Source organism: uncultured Ruegeria sp. (assembly GCF_947497005.1).
Taxonomy (GTDB): Bacteria; Pseudomonadota; Alphaproteobacteria; order Rhodobacterales; family Rhodobacteraceae; genus Ruegeria.
On record NZ_CANMFF010000003.1, the window covers coordinates 235765 to 262285 of the forward strand.

Here is a 26521-nt window from a genome sequence, read left to right on the forward strand (position 1 = left end):
GTATGAAGAAAGTACTACTCGCAACCTGTGCTATGTGCGCTGGAGCGACGGCAGGATATGCAGGCGGTCTGGATCGCAGCGGTCAGGGCATTAACCTGGTCTTTGAAGAAGGTTCAGCGGTTCAGTTCCGGTTGGGGTACACCGATCCCAGCGTAACCGGGACCATGCCCGCGTTAGCCGGCCCGAACATAGGCCAACCCCAGAACTCCGGTGAAGTGGCCAACGACTTTTTCACACCGCATTTGGGTTATAAAACCTCGCTGACCGAAAAGCTCGACTTTGCGATCATGTATGATCAGCCCTTTGGGGCAGACATCGAATATGCAAACACCTATCCTCTTTCGATCAACCCAATTCCAGGTGGCCGGACCGATACTCTGAGGGCCACGGCAGACACGGATGCCATCACGGCATTGCTGCGCTACAAATTCGACGGCGGGTTCAGCGCAATCGGCGGCATTCGTGCGCAGCGTGTGCAGGCTTCGGTTACAGTGCCGCTTGCTGCGGGCTACCAGGTTGACTCGGACGCTGACACTGCATTCGGTTACGTTGTCGGTGTCGCATGGGAAAAACCAGAGATCGCGGCTCGTGTATCATTGACCTACAACTCCAAGATCAGCCACGATCTTTCGCAGTCAGAGTCGCTGAACCCACCACCATTCCCGCCAATTCCTCCTGGGACTGTGGCCACCTTCAACACCAACAGTGAAATTGAGACGCCTCAGTCGATCAACCTGGATTTCCAGACAGGCGTCGCGCCTAAAACTCTGGTGTTTGGCTCTATCCGTTGGGTCGACTGGCCACAACTCGTCTATAACCCGCCAAACTATCCACCAACAACCAACCTGGTCGATTATGACGACGCCACGTTTACCTACTCGCTTGGCATGGGCTATCAGTTTTCCGAGGAATTTTCCGGCGCTGTGACATTGGGCTACGAATCTTCGCAAGGTACTCCTGTATCGAACCTCGGTCCGACCGATGGGTTCTGGAGCATTGGCGTGGGTGGCACATACTCGTTAGAGAACGCCAAGATTTCCGGCGGCGTACGCTACACAGACATTGGCGACGCAACGGCAGATGGCGCCTTTGGCCAAACCGCCACCTTTACGGGTAACAGCGCCTGGAGCGTCGGCTTCCAGATCACCTACGCTCTGAACTAAACCAGAAAGATCTTTATTCGAGGCTCCGCTGTTTCAGCGGAGCCTTTTTTTGCGCAAGTTTCGGGTCGCGAACGGACCGCATGAATGGAAAAGTGCAGCCATGAGCACACAAAAACACCTTTCTCAGCGCGCCTGGGCCGAACTCATGCTTCTTGCGGTCATCTGGGGCGCGTCCTTTGTGGCTATCCGGATCGCCCTGGACACCATCCCCGTGATGACATCGGTATTGCATCGCACATTCTGGGCGATGCTGGCGCTCTGGTTGGTCGCGTGGAGCATGGGGCTTTCGCTCCCACGGTCGCCTCGCATCTGGGGCGCGTTTCTGATCATGGGGTTGCTGAACAACGTGATACCGTTCAGCCTTATGGCTTGGGGTCAACTTTACATTGATACCGGTCTTACCGCGATCCTGAACGCGGCCACGGCTATATTTGGTGTTCTGGTTGCAGCCCTGTTTTTCAGGGACGAGCGGTTGACGAAACCCCGTCTGCTTGGCGTTTTCCTGGGTTTCCTAGGCGTCTCAATTACCATCGGACTACAGAACTTCACCTCTTTCAGCCTGCAAAGCACCGCCCAACTTGCGGTATTAGCAGGAACAATCTCTTACGCTTTTGCCGCGGCTTGGGCACGAATTTCGTTGTCGGACCTTCATCCAATCGTCGCTGCGGCCGGGATGTTGACCGGTTCAACTCTGTTGATGCTTCCGCTTTCGCTTGCCGCAGATGGGGTGCCAACGCTTGCATTGCCTGCAATCACTTGGGTGGCGATTGGATATTACGCCATTGTGGCGACGGCCGGGGCATATCTTTTGTACTACCGCGTGCTGGCAATGGCTGGCAGTGGTAACCTGATGCTGGTGACGCTTGTGATCCCTCCGGTGGCCATTGTACTTGGCGCAATTCTGCGAAACGAAGCACTGCCACCCAACGCCTATTTCGGCTTTGCCATTCTTGCCCTGGGTCTTTTGGTATTGAACTGGTCCGGTCGGCGCGATTGACGCCGCGCGCTGCCCGATTTAGCAAAGGCTAAAAAGGGACAGCACGAAATGATCTATAACACGGCCCAAGACTGGCGCACGGCAAGCCGCAAGAAAGTGCTGTTCTTTGGCATGTCCGGTCTGGGAAAGACCTATGTCTCGAACATTCTCAGGGACTCGGGAAACTGGTTCCACTACTCGATCGACTATCGGATCGGCACGCGCTATATGGGCGAGTACATCACCGACAACGCCAAAGCCGAGGCGATGAAGGTTCCGTTTCTGCGAGAGCTGCTGCTGTCGGATTCGATCTATATTGGCTCGAATATCTCATTTGCAAACCTGACACCGGTTGCGGCCTATCTGGGCAAGCCAGGCAATCCTGCCCTGGGCGGGCTTGAAATGCCGGAATACCGCCGCAGACAGGAACAATTCCGTCTGGCGGAAATACATGCCTTACTGGATACCGAGTACTTTATCGACCGCGCCGAGCGCCTGTATAAATACCCCAATTTCATCTGCGATACCGGTGGATCAATCTGCGAATGGGTGGATCCCGAGGACCCGAGGGATCAGGTTCTGTCCGAGCTTTCGCAGCAGACCCTGATGATCTGGTTGAAAGGTGATGAAGGCCACACCGCAGAACTTGTGCGCCGCTTCGACAAAGCCCCCAAACCAATGTCTTATCAGGCCGAGTTTCTGACACATGCCTGGACAAAATACCTGGACCAGCACGGATGTGCGGAATCTGATGTAAACCCCGATGATTTCGTTCGCTGGACCTATGCGCAGGCACTGGCGCATCGCCACCCCCGATACGAGGCTATGGCGAAAAACTGGGGTGTGGCGATTGCCGCCAGTGACATCGGTAATATTCGCGATGCCACCGATTTCGATGAGTTGATCGAACGCACCCTTGAGGCCAAGCGCAATAACGCCTAACTACCAGTTTTCACTATTCTCTTCGAAGTCTGACACATGCCCATCAAAATCCCATCAGATCTGCCTGCTTTTGACGTCCTGACCAAAGAGGGCGTCATGGTCATGGACGAAGATCAGGCCATGCGTCAGGATATCCGCCCCCTGCGTATCGGCTTGCTGAATCTGATGCCCAAGAAAATTCAGACAGAAAACCAGTTCGCGCGTCTGATCGGTGCAACCCCGTTGCAGATTGACCTGTCGTTGATCCGCATGACCGAACACCGCACCAAGACCGCCGCTGCTGAGCATATGTCCGAATTTTACCGACCTTTTCAGGAGGTCAAGGATCAGAAGTTCGACGGCCTGATCATTACCGGTGCCCCAATCGAACATCTGGAATTCGGTGATGTCACATATTGGGACGAAATCAGCGAAATCTTCGAATGGACCCAAACCAACGTGCAGTCCACCTTTGGGGTGTGCTGGGGCGGGATGGCGATGATCAATCATTTCCATGGCGTCCGGAAGCACATGCTGGAAGCCAAGGCTTTCGGGTGTTTCCGGCATCGCAACCTAGATTCGGCATCTCCTTTTTTACGCGGGTTTTCAGATGATTGCGTCATACCGGTCAGCCGCTGGACAGAAATGAAACAGGACGAGATCGATCTTGCACCCGGTTTGAGGACCCTGCTGGGTAGCGACGATGTCGGCCCCTGTCTGGTCGAAGATCGTGGCCACCGGGCATTGTATATCTTCAATCATTTCGAATATGACAGTGACACGCTGAAACAGGAATATGATCGGGACGTCACCAACGGCACCCCCATCAACGTGCCAATAAACTACTATCCTGACGATGATCCGTCCAAGACGCCGCAGAACCGGTGGCGCAGTCACGCACATCTTCTCTATGGCAACTGGATTAACGAGATATATCAGTCCACACCTTTCGATATGACCAAAATTGGCCGTTAAAGCCCTGATATCCTTTGGCCTGATCGTTCTGGGCCTTGTCGTGCTGACAACCTGGCGCAGCGCCCGGAACGAAGCGCAGGCCGAAGCGGCTTTTCCGCCCGAAGGTCAGATACTGGACGTGAATGGCATCGCTGTTCATGCAGTAGTCATGGGTGAAGGGCCTGATGTCGTTCTGATCCACGGTTCAAGTGGAAACACGCGCGATATGACCTTTGCGTTGGCCCCCATTCTGGCCAAGTCGTACCGCGTGATCGTATTTGACCGACCGGGGTTGGGCTATTCCGAAAGCTTCAATCCCGATGGCGAAACCATCATTGAACAAGCGGATATCCTGCAACGCGCCGCGGCCCAACTTGGGGCGGAAAAGCCCATCGTGGCTGGGCAAAGCTATGGCGGTTCAGTGTCACTTGCCTGGGCTGTGACCCGACCTCAGAATATCTCGGCTTTGGTTCTGATCGCCCCAGCTGCGATCCCATGGGAAACGCCTTTGGACGGGTTCAACCGGCTTGCGTCGACCTCGGCTGGTAATGCGTTTGTCTTGCCCTTGATCAGTTCATTCGTGCCTGACTGGTACGTAGTACAAGCGTTGGACAAAGTGTTTGCACCGCAAACGGCCCCTGAAGGATACGTTGAACATTTCGGGCCCGGGCTGACAACGCGGCGCGGGTCAATGCATGCAAACGCCAAGCAACGCGCCAACCTGCTGGATGAGGTCACCCGCCTGCAACCGAGATACGGCGAAATTTCCATTCCGACAGAAATCATTCACGGAACTGCAGACGACACGGTTGGTCTTGAATGGCATTCTGAACGTCTGATCGAACAAATCCCCGGCGCTGAACTGATCGAGTTGCCGGGTATCGGTCATATGCCACAGGTGGTTGCAGCACCCGAAGTCGCCGCCGCGATAGATCGTGCAGCGCAGCGAGCGGGTTTGCGTTAACCTAAGCTCTAATCCATAGTCAGATATGGATTTTATCGCGAGGTGACATATGGCCCGGTCCGGAAAAGGCTCTATTAAGAAGTATTTTCAGAAAGACGCGCCCAAAGCTGTGCGGGAAGAAATAAAAAGCGCGAAAAAGGGCGATATCCTGAACCCGACCTACCCGTATTCGGAAAAAATTAAGACCAAGGACTATGAAAGTCAGATAGAGCTGCTCCAAATCGAACTCGTCAAGATGCAATCGTGGGTCAAGGAAACCGATCAACGGGTCGCCATCATTTTCGAAGGCCGCGATGCCGCAGGTAAAGGTGGAACCATCAAGCGATTTCGCGAAAACCTGAACCCGCGCGGTGCCCGCAACGTGGCGCTTAGCAAGCCTTCGGACACAGAACGCAGCCAGTGGTATTTTCAGCGCTACATCCCCCACCTGCCCGCTGCCGGGGAAATCGTGTTCTTTGATCGCAGCTGGTATAATCGCGGTGTTGTCGAGAACGTCTTTGGCTTTTGCACGCAGGAAGAGCGTGAGCGGTTTTTCCGTCAGGTTTTGCCACTTGAAACTGGTCTGGTGAATGACGGCATCCATTTCTTCAAATTCTGGCTCAATGTTGGACGCGCAGAACAGCTGAATCGTTTTCTGGCGCGCGAAACCGACCCATTGAAGCAGTGGAAACTTAGCCCGATTGACGTGGCAGGGCTGAACAAGTGGGACGAATATACGCAATCGATCTCGGAAACCCTGACCCGGTCGCACACTGACGCCTGCCCCTGGACCATTGTACGTTCCGATGACAAAAAACGCGCGCGCCTTGCCGCTATCCGAACGGTCCTGCATGCTTTGGATTACGGTGAGAAAGACACGAAAAGCATCGGCAATATTGATCCACAGATTTGCGGTGGCCCAGATGTGTGGGAGGCATAAATTGCGAACTCGCCCCACCCGGTTGAAGCCTTCACAGGCATGTGTTGGACGGCAGTGCGTCTTTGTTCTATGTCCTTGTGTCTCAACATCTATTCAAGAAACCTGAGGCCAGGATGTCGAAACGGGGCTATCACCACGGAAACCTGAAACAAGCCCTGATCGAGGCGGCATTGTCTCTGATCGAAGAAAAGGGGCCAACCGGCTTCACTTTGTCCGAGGCAGCAAAAACCGCCGGTGTCACGCCTGCCGCCGTCTATCGTCATTTTCACGGGCGTGAGGACTTGATTGCCGAAGCCGCACGGCAAGGGTTTGAGATGTTCGCGGACCTGATGCAATACGCCTATGACAAAGGCCAACCATCTGCCCTGGCGGCCTTTGAAGCAACCGGACGCGCTTATCTGGCCTTTGCGCGAAAAAACCCCGGGCATTACATCGCCATGTTCGAAAGCGGGATATCTTTGAACCGGACGCCCGAATTGTCCCTCGCAGCAAACCGTGCAAAATCCGTTCTGGAAAAGGCTGCGGCTGATCTGTCCCAGCATATTCCCCCAGAGAAGCGCCCGCCCGCCTCGATGTTCAGTGCCCATATTTGGGCGATGAGCCACGGCGTAGTTGAACTCTACGCCCGCAATACAGGCGCAACCTCGCCGTTCCCACCGGAAGATCTGCTGGAAAGCGGTATCGGAATTTACCTGCGCGGTCTGGGCCTGATCCAACAGGACAACTGACGGCTGTCAGAACGAACGGCTGCCCTGAGGCATACTTAAGCCCGAAGTCACGTTAATCAGTTCCATCTCACCCATCCCCTTGATTTCGACCTGCCCAAGGTCGGATACTTGGAACTCGTCGATCAGGGCGTACTTCATCTCTTCCGGGGCGACGATGTTCATCGGATTGGCGAACACCTGCAACCGGGACGCGATGTTTACGGCTGGGCCAAAGACGTCATAGACATATTTTTGAATTCCTACGACCGATCCGACGGCAGCGCCCATCCCCAGACCAATCCGGGCCTGCCATTTGTGTGGATGACTTTCGTTACGGCGTTCAAGATACCGCAGGAACCGTACCGCACAATGTGCCACAGCGGTCGCATGATCCGGTGTGGGGTCAGGCATACCTGACACGGCTAAATACGCGTCGCCAATCGTCTTGATCCGCTCACACCCGAATTGTTCAACAATGCGGTCGAAGGCCGTGAAGATGTCATTCAGCTCACTCAAGGTCACCGTCGGGTCGGTTTTAGCAGCAAAATCCGTGAATCCGACAAAATCCAGCATCACCACCGAGACCTGCTTATACAATTGCGGAGTGACAACGCCAAAAGTCTTGAATTCTTCATACACGGCCCGTGGCATCAGGTTCAGCAACAGGCGTTCGACCCTCTCCTTTTCGCGCTCAAGCTCTCGGGTGTTGCGTTCGACCATGGTGGAATAGCTGTCGATCATGCTTTCCAACTCGCGAATGCGGGTAATATTCTGACATTCGATGATCAGCACCTGCTCGGACAACCCACTAGCCAACGAGACCGTGACCGCAAATATCAATGTCCGGCGTTTGGGCTTGATTTGCAATTCAACCGAGTACCTCAGGCCAGACTGTTTCACATCTTCCAGCTCTTTTGGATCCAGATCAGGCAAAATGTCCCTAAGGGTATTTTCTGCGTTGGGGGTTCCGAACCATTCCGTGAAGGGCCCGTTGTGGAACACGAACTGCAAATCGGATGCGCGCACCACCGCGACTCCTACACCGATTGCGCGTAGCAGTTGTTCGTTAATTGCAAGAATGCTCATGCCGCGTTCCGGGCGACAATGATCGAACGTTTTCCTTCAATTGCGGCCAGTGCAGTTTTGATGTCACCATCCGACATTCCATGCTGGCTCAGTGCGTCGCCAAACAGTTCGGCCATAACGTCAAACTCATCATGCGAAATGTTCAGATGCCGATGAACAGCTTCGATCCTGTCATCACTGAAAGATGCGGGTCCGCCAATCAGGGACGATACGAATTTAGTCTGATGATCAATCAAACGCGGCATATCGATATCTTCAAAGTGATGGCCGATATCATCCGAATCCAGCGCCATTTCATAGAAGGTCATTACGACACGGCTGATTGTTTTGAAGCCGCCGTACTTCTCATAGAGTGTCTGTGCCAAACGAATACTCGCGCGTTACCAATCAATAACACTACAACACTATATCAAATTGAGATTTTTGTTAATGTTTATGATTTCTGACAGAGAATGATCCCCAGAACCTGGTTGTGGCGCTGGACATAGCTTCGAGATTCCGCATGTTCGTATCTTGAGAATTTCTGACTTCGCTGAGGAAATTGAAACCGAAGATGCATATGCGCCACGCTAGTGTGACACACATTTTTTGTCATGACATAAAGGTTGATGGCGGAGAGACAGGGATTCGAACCCTGGAGACGGTCTCCCGCCTACACACTTTCCAGGCGTGCGCCTTCGACCACTCGGCCACCTCTCCGTGACGGCGATATTTGGACGAATGTAATCGGATTTGCAAGGCCCCAATTTGGCGAAATCCGGGGAATAGCTTAAATAAATCAAGCAACCCTCTGAGGGCCGATCAATCGCCAAAGCATGCTGCCTGCCCCCTCAGATTTCATCGCCGGCGTCCGGGTCCAAATCCGCTTCGGTCAGGTCCGCTGGTTTTCCTGCGACCGCGCGTGGCTCTTCCTGAACGGACTCGGAGGTATCCTGCTCACCCTTGTCCGGGGTTTGCAAGGCTTCGGGATTACGCAACCAGATGTCGCGCTGCGCAAAGGGAATTTCGATCCCCGCTTCCGAGAATTTTTGGTTGATTTCATGGTTCATGTCAGATTTCACCGACAGAACCCAATTCACGTCCCGCAGGATTGCGCGGATCTCAAAATCAAGCGAATCCGCACCAAACCCCTGGAACACCACGCTTGGCGCCGGGTTGGCCAGAACCATCGGATGACTGTTGGCAATTTCGCCTAAAATGGTTTCAACCAAGCGCGTGTTGGTACCGTATGCAACACCAACCGGAACGATCACCCGACCGATTGTGTTTCCACGGGTATAGTTCGTGACAACCCCGCTGATCAGGTCAGAGTTCGGAACAATTACATCCGTCCTGTCAAACGTCTCGATCCGGGTCGAGCGAACGGAAATGTCCCGCACATATCCCATCATGCCGTTCACATCGATCCAATCCCCTTTGGAAATCGGGCGCTCGACCAGAAGGATGATGCCTGAAACAAAGTTCGATACGATGGTTTGTAAGCCAAAACCAATACCTACAGACAGCGCGCCAGCGACAATAGCCAGAGACGAAAGGTCAAATCCGGCCACCATAATTGCGACCAAAGCGGCCAGAAAAACACCGACATATCCCGAACCAGCGACAATCGCGTTTTGGCCGCCGGGGTCGATACTGGTTTTCGGCAGAAGCGAATTGCGCAGCCCGCTTTGCAATAACCGCGTCAGCGTATAACCGATTGCGAAAACAGCAACAAATGTCAGGAAATTGCTTGGTGATACTGTGACGCCGCCGATATCAAACCCAAGCAGCAGGCGCGACCATGCTTCCAGCAAATCGGTCTCGCGCGCGCCCCAGTAAATCGCCAGGACGGGCAGCGCCACGATAGCCAGCGCAAACCCGACCAGCACTGCAAAAAGCGAATCCCGCGCGGCCTCACCTTGGCCAGTGATCCAACCGTAAATCTGGCTGATAAACCGCTGCAGGATAACCAAAGCCCCGATGAGCACCAGTGTCTTAACGGCGGGAAACACGATTGCTTCGGCTGCATTGGTGTACCCGAAAATCGCCAGAAGAGGAGACGCGATGCCCAACAGGAACAAAGCCCGGCGCAGAAACTCAACCAATTGGCTGAAGCCTGCAGAACGGGTTGAGGAAGATTGATCCGGCGGGCCGTCGGTTGTTCGAATCTGGCGTATTCGCAACAACAACAAAGCTGTTGCGACAATGACCGGAAAACTGACAACTGCACGCGTCGCGTCCGAAATGTTTTCGATCCGTTCGAATAGCAGTGCCAATTCATGCAAAACCAGCATCAAGGCAAGCAGATCAATATACACACGCAGCTCTGTAATGCGTGCAGCAGACAGTCGTTTGAAACCCTGCGACGCGCCGATCACGTAAACTTGGCGACCGATCCAGTCATAGAAAAATACAATCGCTGCCCAATACGGAATATTCTGCAGCAACAGGCTTCCCCGCAAACCCGGAACACCAGTGAGGCCAATTGCTGTGACCACGGTCAAAACGCCGATCCAAGGCAACAGAATCCGTAACAGAGAGATTACGAACGACCACACCCCCGTACCGGCCCCGCCTAGCAGCCTCAGGTAGTCGCCCCCACGTTCTGACCAACGTTTGCCAAAGATCAAAAGCACAGCTGAAATGATTAGCAGTATGAAGATTGCTAACCCGCGATCACGGATTTGCTCACGCACAACATCTGAACGCAAGTTGGTGATCGTTTCATTTGTCAGGCTTTGGATAGCTTCTTTGACATCCACCCATGCCGGCCCCCAATACGCTGGGTTTATCGGCGACGGACCCTGTTCAAAGAACTCCTTTGTCTGCCGCGCGCGAATGATCTGATCTATTTCGCTGATCAGCCCGTTGGCACGGCTATATGCCTCTTCGGAAATGATGCGCGGAACACGCAGACTGTTGAGCTGTTCTTCTAGATGCGCGCGAAGTTTGGCAATGTCTTCAGGCTCTGTCGCGTCCCCTTCGGGTTTGGGACCCAACGCCTTGATCTGGCTTTCCAACGTAGTAATGCGGTCGGTATTTGCATTGCGAGCGCGGTTAAAGTCGTCCCTGTAACTGTTTATTTCAGAGCGTAAATTTTCCAAAGCAGCGTCCGAAGCGCGGTTCGCCTCGATCACGGATTCGGCGCGGTCCGCCGTTTTGATCCAACCCTGATAATACTCGCTTTGCCGGTCCGTCAGCTGCGCGACTGCGCCATCCGAAAACCCGACAAAGCACAGGAATAACAGGGTCAGAAACAGGCGGACCTGTCCCAGCATTACACGTCCTCGAACACGCCGGGAATGCTGCGCGGTGCCTCGGTCATCCAATCCGGAACCGGCAGCTCTTTTTCACGCAGGAATTCAGGGTTGAACAGCTTGGACTGATAGCGCGTGCCATAGTCACACAGGATCGTCACGATGGTGTGGCCCGGCCCCATGTCCTTGGCCAAACGCACAGCACCCGCCATGTTGATCGCGGTTGAGCCGCCCATAACCAGGCCTTCGTCACGCAGCAGGTCAAAGATGTAGGGCAACGCCTCGTTATCAGGGATCTGATAGGAGTGATCCGGGGTGAACCCTTCCAGGTTCCTGGTGACCCGCACCTGCCCGATGCCTTCAGCGATCGAACTGCCCTCCATCGCGATTTCACCAGTGGTGTAGAAGGAAAACAGGCCGGCGCCCATCGGATCAGCCAGTCCGATTTTGACTCCCTTGGGCTGCAAAACGTCGGCGACACCCGCCAGCGTTCCGCCAGAGCCTACCGCGCTGACGAACCCGTCAACCTTACCGCCGGTCTGTTCCCAGATTTCCGGACCTGTGGTTTCCACATGCGCCTGGCGATTCGCCACGTTGTCGAACTGGTTGGCCCATATTGCGCCATTGGGCTCTGTCTGCGCCAGTTCTTCGGCCAGACGGCGTGAGTAATGTACAAAATTGTTAGGGTTGCGATACGGGGCCGCAGGTACCTGTACCAGTTGGGCGCCAGCCAAACGCAACATGTCTTTCTTTTCTTCCGACTGGGTTTCCGGGATTACGATAACTGTTTTGAACCCCATCGACGCCCCCACCAGCGCCAGACCAATACCGGTATTGCCGGCAGTGCCTTCCACAATGGTGCCGCCGGGCTTCAAATCACCCCGCGCAATGGCATCCTTGATGATATAGAGCGCAGCACGATCCTTGACCGATTGACCCGGGTTCATGAACTCGGCTTTGCCGAGAATTTCGCATCCAGTCTCTTCACTGATACGGCGCAGCCGGATCAACGGTGTTTTTCCTACTGCGTCAGCAAGATCTCGTGCAATGCGCATGGTCGCCCCTTGTAATTTGGTATCCCCGAAGATTTACAGCCGCACTGCCGCGACCACAAGCGCGATAGTCACGCGCGCAACCGGTCCCGATGACGGGCCAGCCAATACGCTAGAGACACCAGTTGCAAATCCTTGAAAAGATGACGGTCGGTCATGTCGACAAATTCGTCAAACGGCAAGATCTGGCTGCGGATATCTTCACCTTCAGTATCCAAACCACCGGTGAGAGTCGTCTCGGTCAGGTCACCAAGCCCGACATAAAGATACATGAATCCAGTCGAGGACCCGGCTGAGGAATAGGCTCCACCAGCGTATTCCAGCCTGTCAAATCGAACACCAGCTTCCTCCATCGCCTCGCGATGCGCGGTCTGTTCGGGTGTTTCGCCCGGATCAATCATTCCGGCAATGGCTTCCCATAGCCAAGGTTCAGGATCGTTGATCAGAAAAACAGGCGGTCTGAACTGCTCGACCACAAGCACGGTATCGCGGACAGGGTCATATGGCAGTACTGAGACGGCACTGCCCTGCAGCAAGCCTGCTCGGCGCAGAACCGGCCCCATGCTGCCGTCATGTTGCCGGTGTTGAAGATCGATTTCCTCCATCCCGAAGTAATCCACGTAGACCCGATCATGTCGATGCACGATCACATCCTTGGTCACGTCCCGAGGATCTCCGGTTCGACGCTGCCCGGCCAAAACTTTCGCCCAGGCGCGGGTTTGAATGGGGCGCACGCTGCGCGCCATGGTCTGAGGATCGATTTTACCGAAATAGGCCATCTCTTCCTCTGCGGCGAGCGTTGTGAGCTCTCCCAGTTTGTCCGCCCAATCCTGCAGCGACCACAAATCCCCCGGTTGCCAAACACCGGGGGCCGGGAAAAAGACCTGTGCCCCGGCTTCGCTTCCGTCTTCCAGTAGGACCTTCAGAGGCTTCAGATCATAGTCGAAAGACCCTTCATAGTAAGCCAGTCTGGCCAAGTCATCAGGTGACAGTCCTTGCGACAACAAGCCTACGGTTTTGGCACCTTTCGCTGGCAGGATCATAGGAAAATCCTGCCCTCGTACCGCGTGAACCGCGTGGTCACGCAGGATGGCTGTCTGAGCATCGGTTTCTCTCAGCGGACGGCCCAAAACGCTTTCCAACAGCGGCAGGTGCCGCAGCGTTCCATAGAAGAACAATTCAGACAAAATCGATCTCTCTTGTAAGAAAACGGTTCAGCGCCATTGGCGTTTGGCCTGCTCTGTGGCCAGCCCCGCGACTATTGAACCAATGGCGAAAGTAATCAGAATCTCGGGATAGATCAGTTGTTTACCATATTCTATCCCGATCTGGAAAATGGCCATAACCGCTTCAAACGGACCGCCGTAGCGGTTGCGCATGGCAAGTCGGAACATCTCGTAACAGCCTTGGACAAACAAAGCCCAGAAGATGAGAGAGGCAACACCTGTCAGACCATTGTTGATCCCAGCAGTCCAGCCGCGCCCGGCACGCTTGCCCATAATTTTCCAGCCACAGATCGCGCCAAGGGCCATATTGACCAGGGTAAAGTAGCCATAGTCCTTACCTTCTTCGCCGTTTTCGATAACCATGCTCGAAACGATAAAAGCCAGCACGACAAGGCAAACAGCGGCTACAAGACGCGAGGCAGTGGGCATAGGACAGTCCGTGAATTAACTTCGTTTCGCTATTGTGATCTGTGTCACATCGCAATTGCCCGTGTCAAAGGCTGCGCCACATGCGGTCAAATAATAATTCCACATGCGGCGAAAACGCTCATCAAACCCCATGTCCGAGATTTGATCCCACTTGGCGTTGAATGTCTCGTACCAGCGGCGCAAAGTCAAGTCGTAGCTCTTCCCGAACTCTTTCGAGTGAACAACGGTCAGCCCAGCTTGTTCAATCTGCTGACGTAGAATTGTCGGCGACGGAAGCATCCCGCCAGGAAAGATGTATTTCTGAATGAAATCAACGCCGTTCTTGTAAAAGTCCCAGCGATGATCACCGACCGTAATAATTTGCAAAGTCGCCTGAGCACCGGGCCTCAGCCGCTCACGAACAGTTTCAAAATAGACTGGCCAATATTTTTGACCCACCGCCTCGAACATCTCGATGGATGCAATGCCGTCATAAATCCCGCGTTCGTCCCGATAATCTTGCAACTTAAACTCGACCTGATCAGATAATCCTGCCTTTTCAATACGTTCATTTGCGTATTTAAACTGTTCCTGACTGATGGTCAGTCCGGTTACGCGCAAGCCTCGTTCTTTTGCAGCATATTCCGCAAACCCGCCCCAGCCACATCCGATCTCCAGAACATGGTCACCTGGTTTGGCACCCATCTCATCCACAAGGCTAGCGTATTTGACCGTCTGTGCCTTCTCCAGGCTTTCTTGCCCGGATTCAAAAATGGCACTTGAATAGGTCATCGTATCGTCCAGCCAAGAACTGTAGAATTCATTTCCCAGATCATAGTGATACGAGATATTTTTCTTTGCTTGTATCTTGTTGTTTCTATGCAACCAGAACCGCAACCTTTCGTAGGCCTGAACAAGAAACTGGCCCGTAAACCCGTCATAAACGGCCTCCGTCCCAAGATGTACCAGATCCATGAAGGACCTCAGATCAGGGGTGCTCCAATGACCGTCCAGATAAGCATCCGAAAAACCAAGTTCGCCTTCGCGGATCAGGCGTGCAAACACGTCATCGTCGTGAATATCGATCTGAGCAACCGGTCCTGCCTTTGTACCTTCGGCGCGAAACGTGCGACCATCGGGTAGTTTGATATCCAGACGCCCAGATTCCATCCGGGTCAGCATTTTGAAAACTTGTGCAAAGTATCTGGGCAGATCATTCTGCCCCTCAGTCGTCGTCAGGATCATCCGCTCTCCCCTCTGCGGTATATGTATAAAGCTAGGTCGCGATTTTGTTTCTGGCAAGTTTTCAGTTCCTTAGGGGGATTTTCGGCTTTCATATGCTCGCAACGCACGGTTCCGTCCTTCGAGCAATTCAGTGACCGGCTTTGGGTAGGCCGCATCCGGGCACAGACCCCAGGATCGTGGGACTGCATCGAAGTATGAAAGGGCCGTTTTGCTGGGTTCTGCATGTCCTTCAGCGATCCAGCGACGCACATAGACCCCGTCCGGATCGAACTTCTCGGCTTGTGTCTGAGGATTGAAAACCCGAAAAAACGGCGCCGCATCAGGTCCAGAACCCGCCACCCATTGCCAGCCCATGGCATTACAGGCCGGATCCCAGTCAATCAGACAATCCCCGAACCAGTCCATCCCTATTTTCCAGTGAGTCATCAAATGCTTGGTCAGATAACTCGCGGCTATCATTCGGGACCTGTTGTGCATCCGACCTGTCACGTACATTTGCCGCAAACCGGCATCGACAACAGGGATTCCAGTTCTGGCCTGCTGCCAGGAGACAACCTCAGGATGGTCTGGAACCGTATTCCAGGGAAAACTGTCCCAATCCGGTTTCCAGTTGGCTGTCAACAATTGGGGCGTGTGAAACATCAGGTGATAGGCAAACTCACGCCAGACAAGCTGGCGTAAAAAGGCTTCGGTTCCCGGAGTTCCCGTCAACGCAGCCCTTTGGACCATGTGCCAGACAGTGCGCGGCCCGATCTCACCCAATGAGAGGTATTCTGACAGGTTTGACGTTCCTTCGTGATCGAGCCGGTCCCGATGGCTGGAATATTGGGAAACCCGACCGAGAAACTCTTCCAGATGATCCAGAGCGGCCCGCTCACCAGGTTGAACATGCCCGCGCATAACACTCGCGCCTCTGTTCATTGCATCCGCCATCCGCCAAGTGCTCAATTCAACTGAGGCGGGCCATGAATTCGGCGCCCGCAAGTGCGAGATCGGAGCTTGGGGAGATGATACGTCCCGCCCCTGAACTGCACGCCACATGGGCGTAAAGACGCGAAACGGATATCCTGCCTTGGTTGCAACAGTCCAAGGTTCGAACAGCAAATGCCCGCCAAAGGATTGCGCCGAAACGCCCTCATTCTTCAGAACAGACTTGATCTTGTTGTCACGTTCAATCGAGTCAGGATCATAGGCGCGGGACCAGAATACCGTGGTTGCCCCGGTCTCAGTCGCAATTTGTTGCAACTGTTCCAACGCATCACCACATCGACAGATCAGCCGACTGCCCATATTAGCCAGTGACGCTCTAAAAACCTCTAGTGCCAGCCCCAGACGCCACTTCGGGGCCGCACCAAGCTGGTGCACCAAATCATCGTGAATAAAGACCGGTATGACCGGGCGACCGCTCTCAACGGCTGTGGTTAACGCCGGATGGTCCGAAAGACGCAGATCCCGCCGGAACCACATAATAATCGGAGACTGCTCTTGCACCATATCCACCCAGAGGTTTTCTTGGTTCTACGAACCCGGGCGGATAGTGGATCACAAAACGCGCTCAAGAGCCTCTAAAAGCTGATCAATTTCTTGTTGCGAGGTATAGTGGGTAAAGCTGACCCGCAAAACACCCTGATCCGGATCAACTCCCATTGCCTTCAATGGGCGCACTGCATAGAAATCTCCGCCCCCCGCCATAACACTGTATTGCGTCAGTTCCGCTGCAACAGCTTCAGCCGGACGGTTTAACGAAAGCGCAACGGTCGGGGCGCGTCGGTTGGCGTCGGAAGTGCCGATCACTCTCACAGCGTTACGATCCTTTACTGCATCCAGAACCGGTTGCAGCAGCGATACTTCATGCGACCGCATCAGATCGTGGACAAAAGCGCCCTTCTCTGCCGCGTCTGACGCAGGACCGCCATGATGGGCACACAGCAGATCAACATAGTCCGCCATGCCTGCACTGGCCGCGATCTGTGCGTGATCCGGACCCGCAGGAGTGAACCGTTTATACAGGACGTCGCCGTTGAAATAATGCGCCTGATTGGGCAACAACTCTCCCAGCGTGCGGCGAATGACCATGCATCCCTGATGTGGACCGTATGTTTTATAGGCTGAAAACAGATATATATCTGGCCCGAGATCACCCACATTCGGAAATCCGTGCGGGGCGTATGACACGCCGTCCACGCATACAAACGCACCCGCCGCATGCGCAATGGCAGTAATCTCTGTCACTGGATTGATCTCACCAACGACATTTGAACAATGCGGGAAACAGACCAGACGCACTTTTTCGTCCAACATGTTCTCCAGGTCTTGCGGGTTGAGCGATCCTGTTTCCGGATCGATCTGCCATTCCCGCACCTCGATCCCGGCCTCGGATAAACGGCGCCACGGGCCGGAATTGGCCTCGTGATCCTGATTGGTCACGACGATTGCTTCGCCGGGTTGCATCCATTGCCGGAAAGCCTGCGCCAGAACATAGGTGTTCTGCGTGGTTGAAGGACCAAAGCTCAGTTCATCGGTATCAACGCCCAGAATGGCCGCCATACGCGTACGCGCTTCGTCCATTTCGTCGCCTGCCAGACGGCTGGTCTCGTACGGGGCATAGGGCTGAACCTTGCGCTGCGTGTAGAACCGTGTCAGCCGGTCAATCACCGGCTTGCAGGTATAAGAACCACCCGCGTTTTCAAAAAAAGCCTGACCTTGCAGGCTGGGTTCGGAAAAGGCCGGGAATTGCGCCCGTACGAAATCGATATCCAGAGAGCTCATGCCTCATCGCTCCTTAGTTTTGCATTCAGATCAATGAGATGCCCGCGCATGTTTCCGCACACCTCAGAAATCATGGCAGGTCTTCCAGCCCGGCCTGTGCTTGCGCCTCAGGGCAGCAAAACACGGGGCAGCCCTTCGCCGTAGAAGGACACCGATACTTAGACAGCGTCGTCCTTGACCGTCAAGCAAAAGCCCCGACTTGATGCCGGGGCTCCGAAAGCTAGCAGATTTGTCAGACGCTTGCTGAGACTTTATCCTTGAACCTTGGTATAAGTCCCTTCCCCCGCAAGAATACCACGAAACCCGCCCGGCTCGTCCAGACCAAAGACAATCAGCGGCAAATTATTGTCGCGCGCCAAAGCGATGGCCGAGGCATCCATGACTCGCAGTCGTTTGGCCAGCACGTCGTCATAAGAGACAGTGTCATAACGCACGGCGTCGGCATGTTCCGCGGGGTCTTTGTCATAAACGCCATCAACGCCGTTCTTGCCCATGAAAATCGCTTCACACGCCATTTCATTGGCACGCAATGTGGCAGCCGTATCTGTAGTGAAATACGGGTTCCCGGTTCCCGCAGCAAAAATACAGACCCGCTTTTTCTCAAGGTGCCGCACGGCCCGACGACGAATATAAGGCTCGCACACTTCGTCCATGCGGATGGCCGAGATTACGCGGGTGAATACCCCGATCTCTTCCAGCGCAGACTGCATCCCCAGCGCATTCATCACTGTGGCCAGCATGCCCATATAGTCCGCTGTGGTCCGTTCCATACCCTGTGCCGATCCGCTCAGGCCCCGGAAAATGTTGCCGCCGCCGATAACCATGCAAATCTCAACGCCCAGATCGTGAACCGATTTCACCTCTTGTGCGATGCGTTGAACGGTGGGCGGGTGCAGGCCGAATCCTTGATCCCCCATCAACGCCTCGCCCGAGATCTTCAACATGACCCGTTTATAAGTGGTTTTAGGGGCATTGGCAGTTTCAGAAGACGGGGAAAGGCTCATGTTGCGCTCCGGGCTGGCACGGGGTTAATTTCCGGCGCAAAATGAAGCAAAAGCTCCGCAGGTTCAATGCGGTTGATGAGGATTGAGACAACCGCATATGACCAGGCGATCGACAAACCAGTTTTTCCGGCAATTGCCGCCCATTCCTGATGACCAACCGGTCCTGATTGCGGGACCGACGGCATCCGGGAAATCGGCGCTGGCACTGGAGATCGCCGAGCGGCATGGCGGAGTAATCGTCAATGCTGATGCAAGTCAGGTTTATGATTGCTGGCGCGTCATCTCAGCCCGACCATCGACCGAGGAAGAAACCCGCGCGCCTCATCTATTGTACGGGCACGTCGCCTATGATCAGGATTACTCGACTGGTCACTGGCTGCGCGAAGCCGTGCCCCTGCTCGCAGGCGATCAACGCCCGATCATCGTTGGCGGAACGGGCCTGTATTTCACTGCCCTGACAGAAGGCATGGCCCAGATTCCGGCCACTCCACCTGCAGTTCGGGCCGAGGCTGATCAGATGCCCATGGCCGAACTTCTGGCGGGTGTCGATGCACAGACGCTTGCAGGGCTGGACAGACAGAACCGTGCGCGCGTGCAACGCGCCTGGGAAGTACAGCGCGCCACCGGTCGCAGCCTGCTCGCATGGCAGGCCGACACACCCCGGCCGGTCTTACAGATAAGCGACACGGTTCCCATCGTTTTTGACGTTGATAAAGCATGGCTATTAGACAGGATTGAACGTCGTTTCGATCAGATGCTCGAACAAGGTGCAATTGAGGAGGTACGCGCCATGCAGGACCGCTTCGATCCCACTCTTCCAGCCTGTAAGGCCATAGGTGTATCCGAACTCAGGGCCTATCTGGATGGTTCAATGACTTTGGATCAGGCCCGGGACCGCGCGACGATTTCGACCAGGCAGTTCGCCAAGCGTCAACGCACCTGGTTCCGCGCCCGTATGAAAACCTGGAATCACCTCGACTTCTCAAAGTGATACTTGGCATCTTTGAACTTACAGATCAAAACAGCGATCAAGTCTCAAAATTTAATGAAATGCAGTGAATTTCCTTAACAATCCGAGAAAACAATGTGGATCTCGGAACCGATCAGAGCTGCGTGAAGAAAAACAACACGTGATTTCAACAATGCGCGAATGTCGTTTTTGTACCTCGAATGACGATTTCGAACATTGACCTTAAACGAAAACTGGTGCCGAATAACGACATGGGGATGTACAGAGTCCAAAAACCAAAATCCTTCACTCTGGCGACTGTGAAAAACCGGGTCGCGTAGAGCCATATTCAATCAACAAAATCAGTGTCACAGGGAGACATCCATGACGAATACCGTATCCACCGAAGACAAGGTGCACTGGGCGGCCGAGATGCACGCTCAGGAATACCGCGACGGCAAGCTAAGCCGGCGGGAATTCATGACGCGCGCAACCGGTCTTGGGGTTACAGCCGCCGTAGCTTACAGCATGATCGGCTTGCCGACGCCTGCTGTGGCAGAGGGGGCAAAGCAAGAGGGTGGCACGCTGCGCGTGCAGCAGGAAGTGCGCGCCCTCAAAGACCCCCGTACTTATGACTGGTCGCAGATCGCAAACGTATCGCGCGGCACGCTGGAATATCTGGTCGAGTACAACTCGGACGGCTCGTTCCGCGGCATGTTGCTTGAAAGCTGGGAAGTCAACGACGACGCGACTGTTTACACTCTGAATGTCCGCCCGGGCGTCAAGTGGAACAATGGCGACGATTTCACGGCCGACGACGTTGCCCGCAACATCGCACGCTGGTGCGACAAATCCTCGGAAACCAACTCGATGGCAGGTCGCTTTGCGACCCTGATCGACGCAGACTCGGGTCAGGCCGGTGAAGGCGTCATCGAAGTTGTCGACGCAACCACGGTCAAGCTGAACCTGCCGAAGCCGGATATCACCCTAATCCCGGGTATGGCCGATTATCCGGGCGCGATTGTTCACAGCTCATTCAGCGAGACAGATCTTCTGAACAACGTGGGAACCGGACCCTATCTTATGGAAGAACTGGAGGTCGGCGTAAAAGCCGTTCTGGTTCGCAACCCGGATCACACCTGGTGGGGTGAGGAAGTTTATGGCCGCCCTGCCCTGGATCGTATCGAATACATCGACTACGGAACCGACCCGTCTGCCTGGCTGGCAGCTCTGGAATCCGACGAAGTCGACATGCTCTATGAGTCGGTAGGTGAGTTCATCGATGTGATGGATGGGCTTGGCTACGCTAAGTCCGAAGTTGTGACTGCTGCAACAATCGTAATTCGCCCGAACCAGCTGGCCGATTTCGACGGTCAGAAGCCTTATGCAGACAAGCGTGTCCGTCAGGCAATTCAGATGGCAGTCGACAACGCCGTTTGTCTGGAACTGGGCTATGGCGGTCGTGGTGCCCCTGCGGAAAACCACCATGTGGCTCCGCTGCACCCGGAATATGCAGAGCTGCCCCCGCAGAAGGTCGACCCCGCAGCTGCCAAGGCGCTGATGGACGAGGCCGGGTTCGGTGATTTCGAACACGAGATCATCTCGATCGACGATGACTGGCGCCGCAACACCACCGACGCGGTGGCTGCGCAGCTGCGCGATGCCGGAATCAAGGTCAAGCGTACGGTTCTGCCGGGCAACACCTTCTGGAACGACTGGGCGAAATATCCGTTCAGCTCGACCAACTGGAACCCACGCCCGCTGGGTGTTCAGATCTGGGCGCTGGCCTACCGTTCGGGTGAAGCCTGGAACGAGTTCGGCTATGCAAGCCCTGAATTTGACGCCATTCTGGAAGAGGCACTGGCCATTGCTGACGCAGATGCGCGTCGCGAAGTCATGGCGCGTGGCGAAGCACTACTGCAAGAAGACGGGGTTACTATTCAGCCCTACTGGCGCTCGCTCTATCGCCACATGAAAGAGGGTCTTGTCGGGACCGACATGCACGTGACCTTCGAACACCACCACTACAAGTGGGGCTGGGCCGCCTAAGCTCTGCCAATGACACGCGAGGGGTGCCTGACACGGGCGCCCCTTTCCAGCCGCAGACTTGCCGACACGGGGTCGGACGTCCGAGGCCAGAAAATGGTCCAATGATCTGCGGAATACCTGAACAACAGGGGCCACCATGGGACTATTCATCCTACGACGGTTCGGCGTCATGCTGCTTACAGCATTATGTCTGACATTCGTCGTCTTTTTCCTGACCAACCTATACCCGAACCTTGAAAAACTTGCGAAAACGCAGGGCAACCAGCGAATGTCAGACGAACAGGTCGAAGCTTGGCTGGAAAATCGCGGTTACCTCCAGCCCACACTTGTAAAATACGGCCAATGGCTGGGCGTAATGCCTGGTTTCCAGAATACTCTGGAAGATGGCCAGTTTGTGGGCACCTGCACGAGACCTGGTTCGACGGCAGAGGAAACATCAAAATATTGCGGTGTTCTTCAGGGCGATTGGGGATACTCGACCGTATTCAAGGACGAGGTTGGCAAGATTGTCGGCAAACGTCTTGGGAATACGGGTTACCTGATGTTCTGGGTTCTGGTCCTGATGGTGCCATCGGCCCTGATCGTTGGTGTCTTGGCCGGGATGCGCGAAGGATCGGCGCTGGACCGGTCGCTGTCGACCTTCTCGATCATCACGACGGCAACACCGGAATACGTGTCCGGTGTTATCTTCATCGCCATTTTCACCTCATCCACGGTGGGTTTGAAATGGTTCAAAGGCACTGCGACCCAAGCGATGGACAACCCGACATTCGAGAACTTCTTTCTGCCGGTGCTGACGATCGCACTTTATGGGATGGGGTATATCGCCCGGATGACCCGCGCTTCGATGACGGAAGTGATGACCGCACAGTATATCCGTACCGCACGGCTGAAAGGTGTGTCGTTTTCAAATATCGTTATGAAACATGCCCTGCGCAACGCGCTGATCGCACCCTTTACCGTCATCATGCTGCAGTTCCCATGGCTGCTGAATGGCGTGGTGATTGTCGAGACCCTGTTCAACTACAAGGGTTTTGGCTGGGCGCTTGTTCAGGCTGCAGGCAACAACGACATCCAGCTTCTGCTGGCAATTTCGGTCGTGTCGGTCTTTGTGGTTCTGATAACGCAGCTGATCTCGGATATCGGCTACGTCTACCTCAACCCGCGCATCCGCATTTCATAAGGAGGGCGAGATTATGGAACCACTTACCTGGACCGGCTCTATTGCCTTCCTGAACCCGTTGCTGATGGTCGCACTGGCCGTTCTGATCCTGTCGATCGTGGTCTGGATCATCGCCAGTGTCTTCTTACCCGAACAGCAACTTATCGTGAACCCGGATGGGTCCGTCAGTTCCGGCGGCGGTGCCCGCGGGCTGATCCAGATGGTACTGTACTACAGTTTCCTGGGCAGTGTTGGACTGGCTGTTGCCTATCTGGTGCTGGGCGTCCTGATGGGAACCAACGCCGGAATTGTTGGTGCAATTTCCCAGCAATTCATGCCGGTATGGGTCGCGCTGATCATCATGTTCGCCATGTCCATCGCCTTTAAGCGACGGCTGGGACTGTACGGCAAACTGTATGACAGCCCTATTGGCATGATCGGTTTTGGCCTTGTGATGTTCTGGGTTTTTACCGGCATCTTTGGTGCGCTTGATCTAATCGTAACTCATGACCCTCTGTCACAGCTGTCCGGCATGAAGAACAAAGTGCCCGGAACACCGTTGCCGAACCCGGAGGACGGACAATACGCCTGGTACCTTCTGGGCGGTGATAACTTGGCCCGTGACGTCTTTAGCCGGATGGTCAAAGGAGCATGGGTCGTGGTGCAGATTGCACCGCTGGCGACGATGTTCGCCTTCATGGTCGGCATCACGCTGGGACTTCCTGCCGGATATTATGGCGGTCGTCTGGACACGTTCCTGTCCTTCCTGGCCAACCTGATCCTCGCCTTCCCAGTGATCCTGCTTTTCTATCTGCTGGTGACACCGGAAATCGTGGCGACCGGAGTGCCAAACTATATGGCCGCAGTGCTGTTTGTGTTCCCGATCCTGTTCATCGGTGTGCTGCTGAATTCGCGCTATTACACGCGCCCGAATTTTCGAACTCCGCTGCTGATCGGTGTTCTGGGCGTGGCGATCTGGCTGTATTTGTCGCTGATCTCGACCGATGGCTACATCATCAATACCGAGGCCTATCGGATCTGGGGTCTGCCGACATATCTGGACCTGTTCGACATCCCGGGCGGCATTCTGGTGGTCTTCGTCTCGGTGGTCTTTGTGAACTCGCCCACCGTCTTCCGTATCGTGCGAGGGCTGGCGCTGGATATCAAAACCCGCGATTACGTGGCTGCGGCCCAGACCCGCGGCGAAGGTCCTTGGTACATCATGCTTTGGGAAATCCTGCCCAACGCCCGAGGCCCGCTGATCGTCGATTTCTGTCTGCGCATCGGCTATACCACCATCCTTCTGGGAACCTTGGGTTTCTTCGGGCTGGGCCTTCCACCTGAAAGCCCTGACTGGGGTTCTACGATCAACGAAGGGCGAAAGCTTCTGTCGATCTACCTGCACCCTGCCCTTCCGCCTGCCTTTGCACTGCTGTCTCTGGTTCTTGGTCTGAACCTGCTGGCTGACGGTTTGCGCGAAGAAAGCCTGAAGGATTGATGTGACCGAGGCCGGGGGCTCTGCCCCGGACCCCCAAGGTATTTTTGGCCAGATGAAGGGGATCCCCGCATTTGGTGAGGAGGAAGCAAAATGAGCAAGATGGCGGAATATGACGGCCCGATCCTGGAGATCGACAAGCTGTCGATTTCATTCTTTACCCGCCTGCGGGAAATTCCAGCCGTGATGGATTTCTCGGTCAGTGTACAACCTGGCGAAGCTGTCGGTCTGGTGGGCGAGTCCGGTTGCGGTAAATCAACGGTGGCGCTGGGCGTCATGCAGGATCTTGGCAAGAACGGTCGCGTCGTGGGTGGCACGATCAAGTTCAAGGGCCGTGATCTGGCCGAGATGTCCGCAGAGGAACTGCGAGACATTCGCGGTAATGAGATCGCGATGATCTATCAGGAACCGATGGCATCATTGAATCCGGCGATGAAGATCGGCAAACAGCTGATGGAAGTACCGATGATTCACGAGGGTGTAAGTCAGGAAGAGGCTTATTCCCGTGCGCTGGAAGTAGTGACCGATGTTCGCCTGCCGGACCCCGAGCGGATGCTGAACTCGTTCCCGCACCAGCTGTCTGGCGGACAGCAGCAACGGATCGTGATTGCGATGGCGTTGATGTCGAAACCCGCATTGCTGATTCTGGATGAGCCAACGACCGCTTTGGACGTGACTGTTGAGGCCGCTGTGGTCGAACTGGTCAAGGATCTGGGTAAGAAATACGGCACCTCAATGCTGTTTATCTCACATAACCTTGGTCTGGTTCTGGAAACCTGTGACCGGCTGTGCGTGATGTATTCGGGTGAGGCGGTCGAGCGTGGCTCGATCAAGGATGTGTTCGACGAGATGCAACATCCTTACACACAGGCACTGTTCCGGTCGATCCCGCTACCGGGGGCCGACAAGAACTCTCGTCCGCTGGTGGCGATTCCTGGGAACTTCCCCCTGCCTCATGAACGGCCGTCAGGCTGCAACTTTGGCCCACGCTGCGACTACTTCGAAGAAGGTCGCTGTGACGCCAAGGATATCCTGATGGAGGCAGTGCCCGGGAATGACCGGCACCATACGCGCTGTCTGAAGTTCCAGGAGATCGACTGGAACGCGCCACTTGCGCTGGCGGATCAGAAGGACAAGGGCGAGATCGGTCGCGTCGTTCTGAAGATGGACAACCTCAAGAAATATTATGAGGTTGCCGCGAACGCGCTGTTCGGTGGCGGCGAGAAGAAGGTTGTAAAGGCCAACGAGACGCTGAGCTTTGAGGCCCATGAGTCTGAGACTTTGGCCATTGTAGGTGAATCCGGCTGCGGCAAGTCCACCTTCGCCAAGGTTCTGATGGGGTTGGAGACCGCCACGGATGGGCAAATTCTGCTGGACAATCGCAACATCGAAGACGTTCCCATCGAAGAGCGTGACGCCAAGACGGTTGGTGAAGTTCAGATGGTGTTCCAAAATCCATTCGATACGCTGAACCCGTCGATGACCGTGGGGCGCCAGATCATTCGTGCGTTGGAAATCTTCGGCATTGGAAATTCTGAGGCCGAACGTAAAAAGCGAATGCTGGAATTGCTGGATCTGGTGAAGCTGCCGCGCGCTTTTGCAGAACGGATGCCACGCCAGTTGTCAGGCGGGCAAAAGCAACGTGTGGGTATCGCCCGAGCCTTTGCCGGTGATGCGCGCATCGTGGTGGCGGACGAGCCTGTTTCGGCGCTGGACGTGTCGGTTCAGGCTGCGGTGACGGACTTGCTGATGGAGATTCAGCGAGAACAGAAAACAACGTTGCTGTTCATCAGCCACGATCTGTCGATCGTACGCTATCTCAGTGACCGGGTCATGGTAATGTATCTTGGCCACGTGGTCGAACTTGGTACAACCGATCAGGTATTTGCGCCGCCCTACCATCCATACACCGAAGCTTTGTTAAGCGCGGTGCCTATCGCTGATACTTCGGTCGAGAAACAGCATATCGTTCTGGATGGCGACATCCCTTCGGCCATGAACCCGCCACCGGGTTGTCCGTTCCAGACGCGTTGCCGCTGGAAATCGGAAGTGCCGGACGGTCGGTGCGAGTCGCATGTGCCTCCGGTCCAGACCTTGACGGATGGTCATCAGGTCAAATGCCATCTGGCCGAAGATGTCCTGGCCCGGATGGAGCCGGTGATCAAAGTCGCGGCGGAGTAATCTTGCCGATCAGATAAAAAAAGGGCCGGTCAATGACCGGCCCTTTCTGTTGCGC

Annotated in this window: 22 protein-coding genes and 1 tRNA gene; 12 read left to right on the top strand and 11 right to left on the bottom strand. The window is 54.9% G+C overall.

The features are described from left to right. The first annotated feature begins 2 nt into the window (after positions 1-2). The 7 genes from Q0816_RS05990 (at position 3) to Q0816_RS06020 (ending at position 6625) form a co-directional block, all read left to right on the top strand. Positions 3-1163, top strand: coding sequence for an OmpP1/FadL family transporter (locus Q0816_RS05990; protein WP_298848598.1), 1161 nt, complete (start codon positions 3-5; stop codon positions 1161-1163). A gap of 100 nt (positions 1164-1263) precedes the next feature. Continuing rightward, positions 1264-2160, top strand: a complete 897-nt coding sequence (locus Q0816_RS05995; protein WP_298848599.1) for a DMT family transporter — start codon at positions 1264-1266, stop codon at positions 2158-2160. Between the two features lie 48 nt (positions 2161-2208). Next, positions 2209-3081, top strand: a complete 873-nt coding sequence (locus Q0816_RS06000; protein ID WP_298848600.1) for an ATPase — start codon at positions 2209-2211, stop codon at positions 3079-3081. Between the two features lie 36 nt (positions 3082-3117). Beyond that, positions 3118-4035: a homoserine O-succinyltransferase gene (gene metA, locus Q0816_RS06005; protein ID WP_298848601.1), complete on the top strand. Its 918-nt coding sequence runs from the start codon at positions 3118-3120 to the stop codon at positions 4033-4035. Then, a complete protein-coding gene (locus tag Q0816_RS06010; protein ID WP_298848602.1) occupies positions 4025-4978 on the top strand; it encodes an alpha/beta hydrolase in 954 nt (317 codons plus the stop codon). The genes metA and Q0816_RS06010 overlap by 11 nt, the downstream gene beginning before the upstream one ends. A gap of 49 nt (positions 4979-5027) precedes the next feature. After that, complete coding sequence (gene ppk2, locus Q0816_RS06015) at positions 5028-5897, top strand: polyphosphate kinase 2 (protein WP_298848603.1); 870 nt, start codon at positions 5028-5030, stop codon at positions 5895-5897. Between the two features lie 113 nt (positions 5898-6010). Next, entirely contained in the window at positions 6011-6625 is a 615-nt protein-coding gene (locus tag Q0816_RS06020; RefSeq protein WP_298848605.1) for a TetR/AcrR family transcriptional regulator, read from the top strand. A 6-nt stretch (positions 6626-6631) separates the two neighbouring features. Here the strand turns inward: Q0816_RS06020 and Q0816_RS06025 are convergent, their stop codons facing one another. The 11 genes from Q0816_RS06025 to pyrH form a co-directional block, all read right to left on the bottom strand. Further along, the gene (locus Q0816_RS06025) at positions 6632-7690 is read right to left on the bottom strand and encodes an adenylate/guanylate cyclase domain-containing protein (RefSeq protein ID WP_298848607.1); all 1059 of its coding nucleotides are present in this window, start codon (positions 7688-7690) and stop codon (positions 6632-6634) included. Next, a complete protein-coding gene (locus Q0816_RS06030) occupies positions 7687-8055 on the bottom strand; it encodes a group 1 truncated hemoglobin (RefSeq protein ID WP_298848609.1) in 369 nt (122 codons plus the stop codon). The genes Q0816_RS06025 and Q0816_RS06030 overlap by 4 nt, the downstream gene beginning before the upstream one ends. A gap of 244 nt (positions 8056-8299) precedes the next feature. Then, positions 8300-8389, bottom strand: a tRNA-Ser gene (locus Q0816_RS06035). Positions 8390-8520: 131 nt separating this feature from the next. Next, complete coding sequence (locus Q0816_RS06040; protein WP_298848611.1) at positions 8521-10947, bottom strand: DUF3772 domain-containing protein; 2427 nt, start codon at positions 10945-10947, stop codon at positions 8521-8523. After that, complete coding sequence (locus Q0816_RS06045) at positions 10947-11981, bottom strand: cysteine synthase A (RefSeq protein WP_298848613.1); 1035 nt, start codon at positions 11979-11981, stop codon at positions 10947-10949. Before Q0816_RS06045 ends, Q0816_RS06040 begins: the two co-directional genes overlap by 1 nt. 68 nt (positions 11982-12049) lie before the next feature. Further along, positions 12050-13165: an NUDIX domain-containing protein gene (locus Q0816_RS06050; RefSeq protein WP_298848615.1), complete on the bottom strand. Its 1116-nt coding sequence runs from the start codon at positions 13163-13165 to the stop codon at positions 12050-12052. 27 nt (positions 13166-13192) lie between these two features. Continuing rightward, a complete protein-coding gene (locus Q0816_RS06055) occupies positions 13193-13633 on the bottom strand; it encodes a TrgA family protein (protein WP_298848617.1) in 441 nt (146 codons plus the stop codon). Positions 13634-13648: 15 nt separating this feature from the next. After that, positions 13649-14857: a cyclopropane-fatty-acyl-phospholipid synthase family protein gene (locus Q0816_RS06060; RefSeq protein WP_298848619.1), complete on the bottom strand. Its 1209-nt coding sequence runs from the start codon at positions 14855-14857 to the stop codon at positions 13649-13651. Positions 14858-14926: 69 nt separating this feature from the next. Then, positions 14927-16351, bottom strand: a complete 1425-nt coding sequence (locus tag Q0816_RS06065; protein WP_298848887.1) for a deoxyribodipyrimidine photo-lyase — start codon at positions 16349-16351, stop codon at positions 14927-14929. A 48-nt stretch (positions 16352-16399) separates the two neighbouring features. Further along, positions 16400-17626, bottom strand: coding sequence for an aminotransferase class V-fold PLP-dependent enzyme (locus Q0816_RS06070; protein ID WP_298848621.1), 1227 nt, complete (start codon positions 17624-17626; stop codon positions 16400-16402). 251 nt (positions 17627-17877) lie between these two features. Further along, complete coding sequence (gene pyrH, locus Q0816_RS06075) at positions 17878-18630, bottom strand: UMP kinase (RefSeq protein ID WP_298848622.1); 753 nt, start codon at positions 18628-18630, stop codon at positions 17878-17880. 97 nt (positions 18631-18727) lie between these two features. Between pyrH and miaA the strand changes: the two genes are divergently transcribed. The 5 genes from miaA (at position 18728) to Q0816_RS06100 (ending at position 26466) form a co-directional block, all read left to right on the top strand. After that, positions 18728-19621 (top strand): tRNA (adenosine(37)-N6)-dimethylallyltransferase MiaA, encoded by an 894-nt coding sequence (gene miaA / locus Q0816_RS06080; RefSeq protein ID WP_298848623.1) that lies wholly within the window; start codon positions 18728-18730, stop codon positions 19619-19621. Positions 19622-19963: 342 nt separating this feature from the next. After that, on the top strand, positions 19964-21628 hold the full coding sequence (locus tag Q0816_RS06085; RefSeq protein ID WP_298848625.1) for an ABC transporter substrate-binding protein: 1665 nt from the start codon (positions 19964-19966) through the stop codon (positions 21626-21628). Between the two features lie 136 nt (positions 21629-21764). Beyond that, positions 21765-22811 carry an ABC transporter permease gene (locus Q0816_RS06090; protein ID WP_298848626.1) on the top strand — a complete coding sequence of 349 codons (1047 nt, stop codon included), beginning with the start codon at positions 21765-21767 and terminating at the stop codon, positions 22809-22811. Positions 22812-22824: 13 nt separating this feature from the next. Further along, positions 22825-24288: an ABC transporter permease gene (locus Q0816_RS06095; protein WP_298848628.1), complete on the top strand. Its 1464-nt coding sequence runs from the start codon at positions 22825-22827 to the stop codon at positions 24286-24288. Positions 24289-24378: 90 nt separating this feature from the next. Further along, on the top strand, positions 24379-26466 hold the full coding sequence (locus Q0816_RS06100) for an ABC transporter ATP-binding protein (RefSeq protein ID WP_298848629.1): 2088 nt from the start codon (positions 24379-24381) through the stop codon (positions 26464-26466). Positions 26467-26521: the final 55 nt, after the last annotated feature.

What these genes read in the sequence shown, in the direction of transcription:
- Q0816_RS06040 (WP_298848611.1), bottom strand. Translation starts at nt 10,947, where the DNA reads ATGCTGGGACAGGTCCGCCTGTTTCTGACCCTGTTATTCCTGTGCTTT.
- ppk2 (WP_298848603.1), top strand. Translation starts at nt 5,028, where the DNA reads ATGGCCCGGTCCGGAAAAGGCTCTATTAAGAAGTATTTTCAGAAAGAC.
- Q0816_RS06045 (WP_298848613.1), bottom strand. Translation starts at nt 11,981, where the DNA reads ATGCGCATTGCACGAGATCTTGCTGACGCAGTAGGAAAAACACCGTTG.
- Q0816_RS06020 (WP_298848605.1), top strand. Translation starts at nt 6,011, where the DNA reads ATGTCGAAACGGGGCTATCACCACGGAAACCTGAAACAAGCCCTGATC.
- Q0816_RS06085 (WP_298848625.1), top strand. Translation starts at nt 19,964, where the DNA reads ATGACGAATACCGTATCCACCGAAGACAAGGTGCACTGGGCGGCCGAG.
- pyrH (WP_298848622.1), bottom strand. Translation starts at nt 18,630, where the DNA reads ATGAGCCTTTCCCCGTCTTCTGAAACTGCCAATGCCCCTAAAACCACT.
- Q0816_RS06090 (WP_298848626.1), top strand. Translation starts at nt 21,765, where the DNA reads ATGGGACTATTCATCCTACGACGGTTCGGCGTCATGCTGCTTACAGCA.
- Q0816_RS06100 (WP_298848629.1), top strand. Translation starts at nt 24,379, where the DNA reads ATGAGCAAGATGGCGGAATATGACGGCCCGATCCTGGAGATCGACAAG.
- Q0816_RS06025 (WP_298848607.1), bottom strand. Translation starts at nt 7,690, where the DNA reads ATGAGCATTCTTGCAATTAACGAACAACTGCTACGCGCAATCGGTGTA.
- miaA (WP_298848623.1), top strand. Translation starts at nt 18,728, where the DNA reads ATGACCAGGCGATCGACAAACCAGTTTTTCCGGCAATTGCCGCCCATT.
- Q0816_RS05995 (WP_298848599.1), top strand. Translation starts at nt 1,264, where the DNA reads ATGAGCACACAAAAACACCTTTCTCAGCGCGCCTGGGCCGAACTCATG.
- Q0816_RS06095 (WP_298848628.1), top strand. Translation starts at nt 22,825, where the DNA reads ATGGAACCACTTACCTGGACCGGCTCTATTGCCTTCCTGAACCCGTTG.
- Q0816_RS06055 (WP_298848617.1), bottom strand. Translation starts at nt 13,633, where the DNA reads ATGCCCACTGCCTCGCGTCTTGTAGCCGCTGTTTGCCTTGTCGTGCTG.
- Q0816_RS05990 (WP_298848598.1), top strand. Translation starts at nt 3, where the DNA reads ATGAAGAAAGTACTACTCGCAACCTGTGCTATGTGCGCTGGAGCGACG.
- metA (WP_298848601.1), top strand. Translation starts at nt 3,118, where the DNA reads ATGCCCATCAAAATCCCATCAGATCTGCCTGCTTTTGACGTCCTGACC.
- Q0816_RS06065 (WP_298848887.1), bottom strand. Translation starts at nt 16,351, where the DNA reads ATGGTGCAAGAGCAGTCTCCGATTATTATGTGGTTCCGGCGGGATCTG.
- Q0816_RS06000 (WP_298848600.1), top strand. Translation starts at nt 2,209, where the DNA reads ATGATCTATAACACGGCCCAAGACTGGCGCACGGCAAGCCGCAAGAAA.
- Q0816_RS06070 (WP_298848621.1), bottom strand. Translation starts at nt 17,626, where the DNA reads ATGAGCTCTCTGGATATCGATTTCGTACGGGCGCAATTCCCGGCCTTT.
- Q0816_RS06060 (WP_298848619.1), bottom strand. Translation starts at nt 14,857, where the DNA reads ATGATCCTGACGACGACTGAGGGGCAGAATGATCTGCCCAGATACTTT.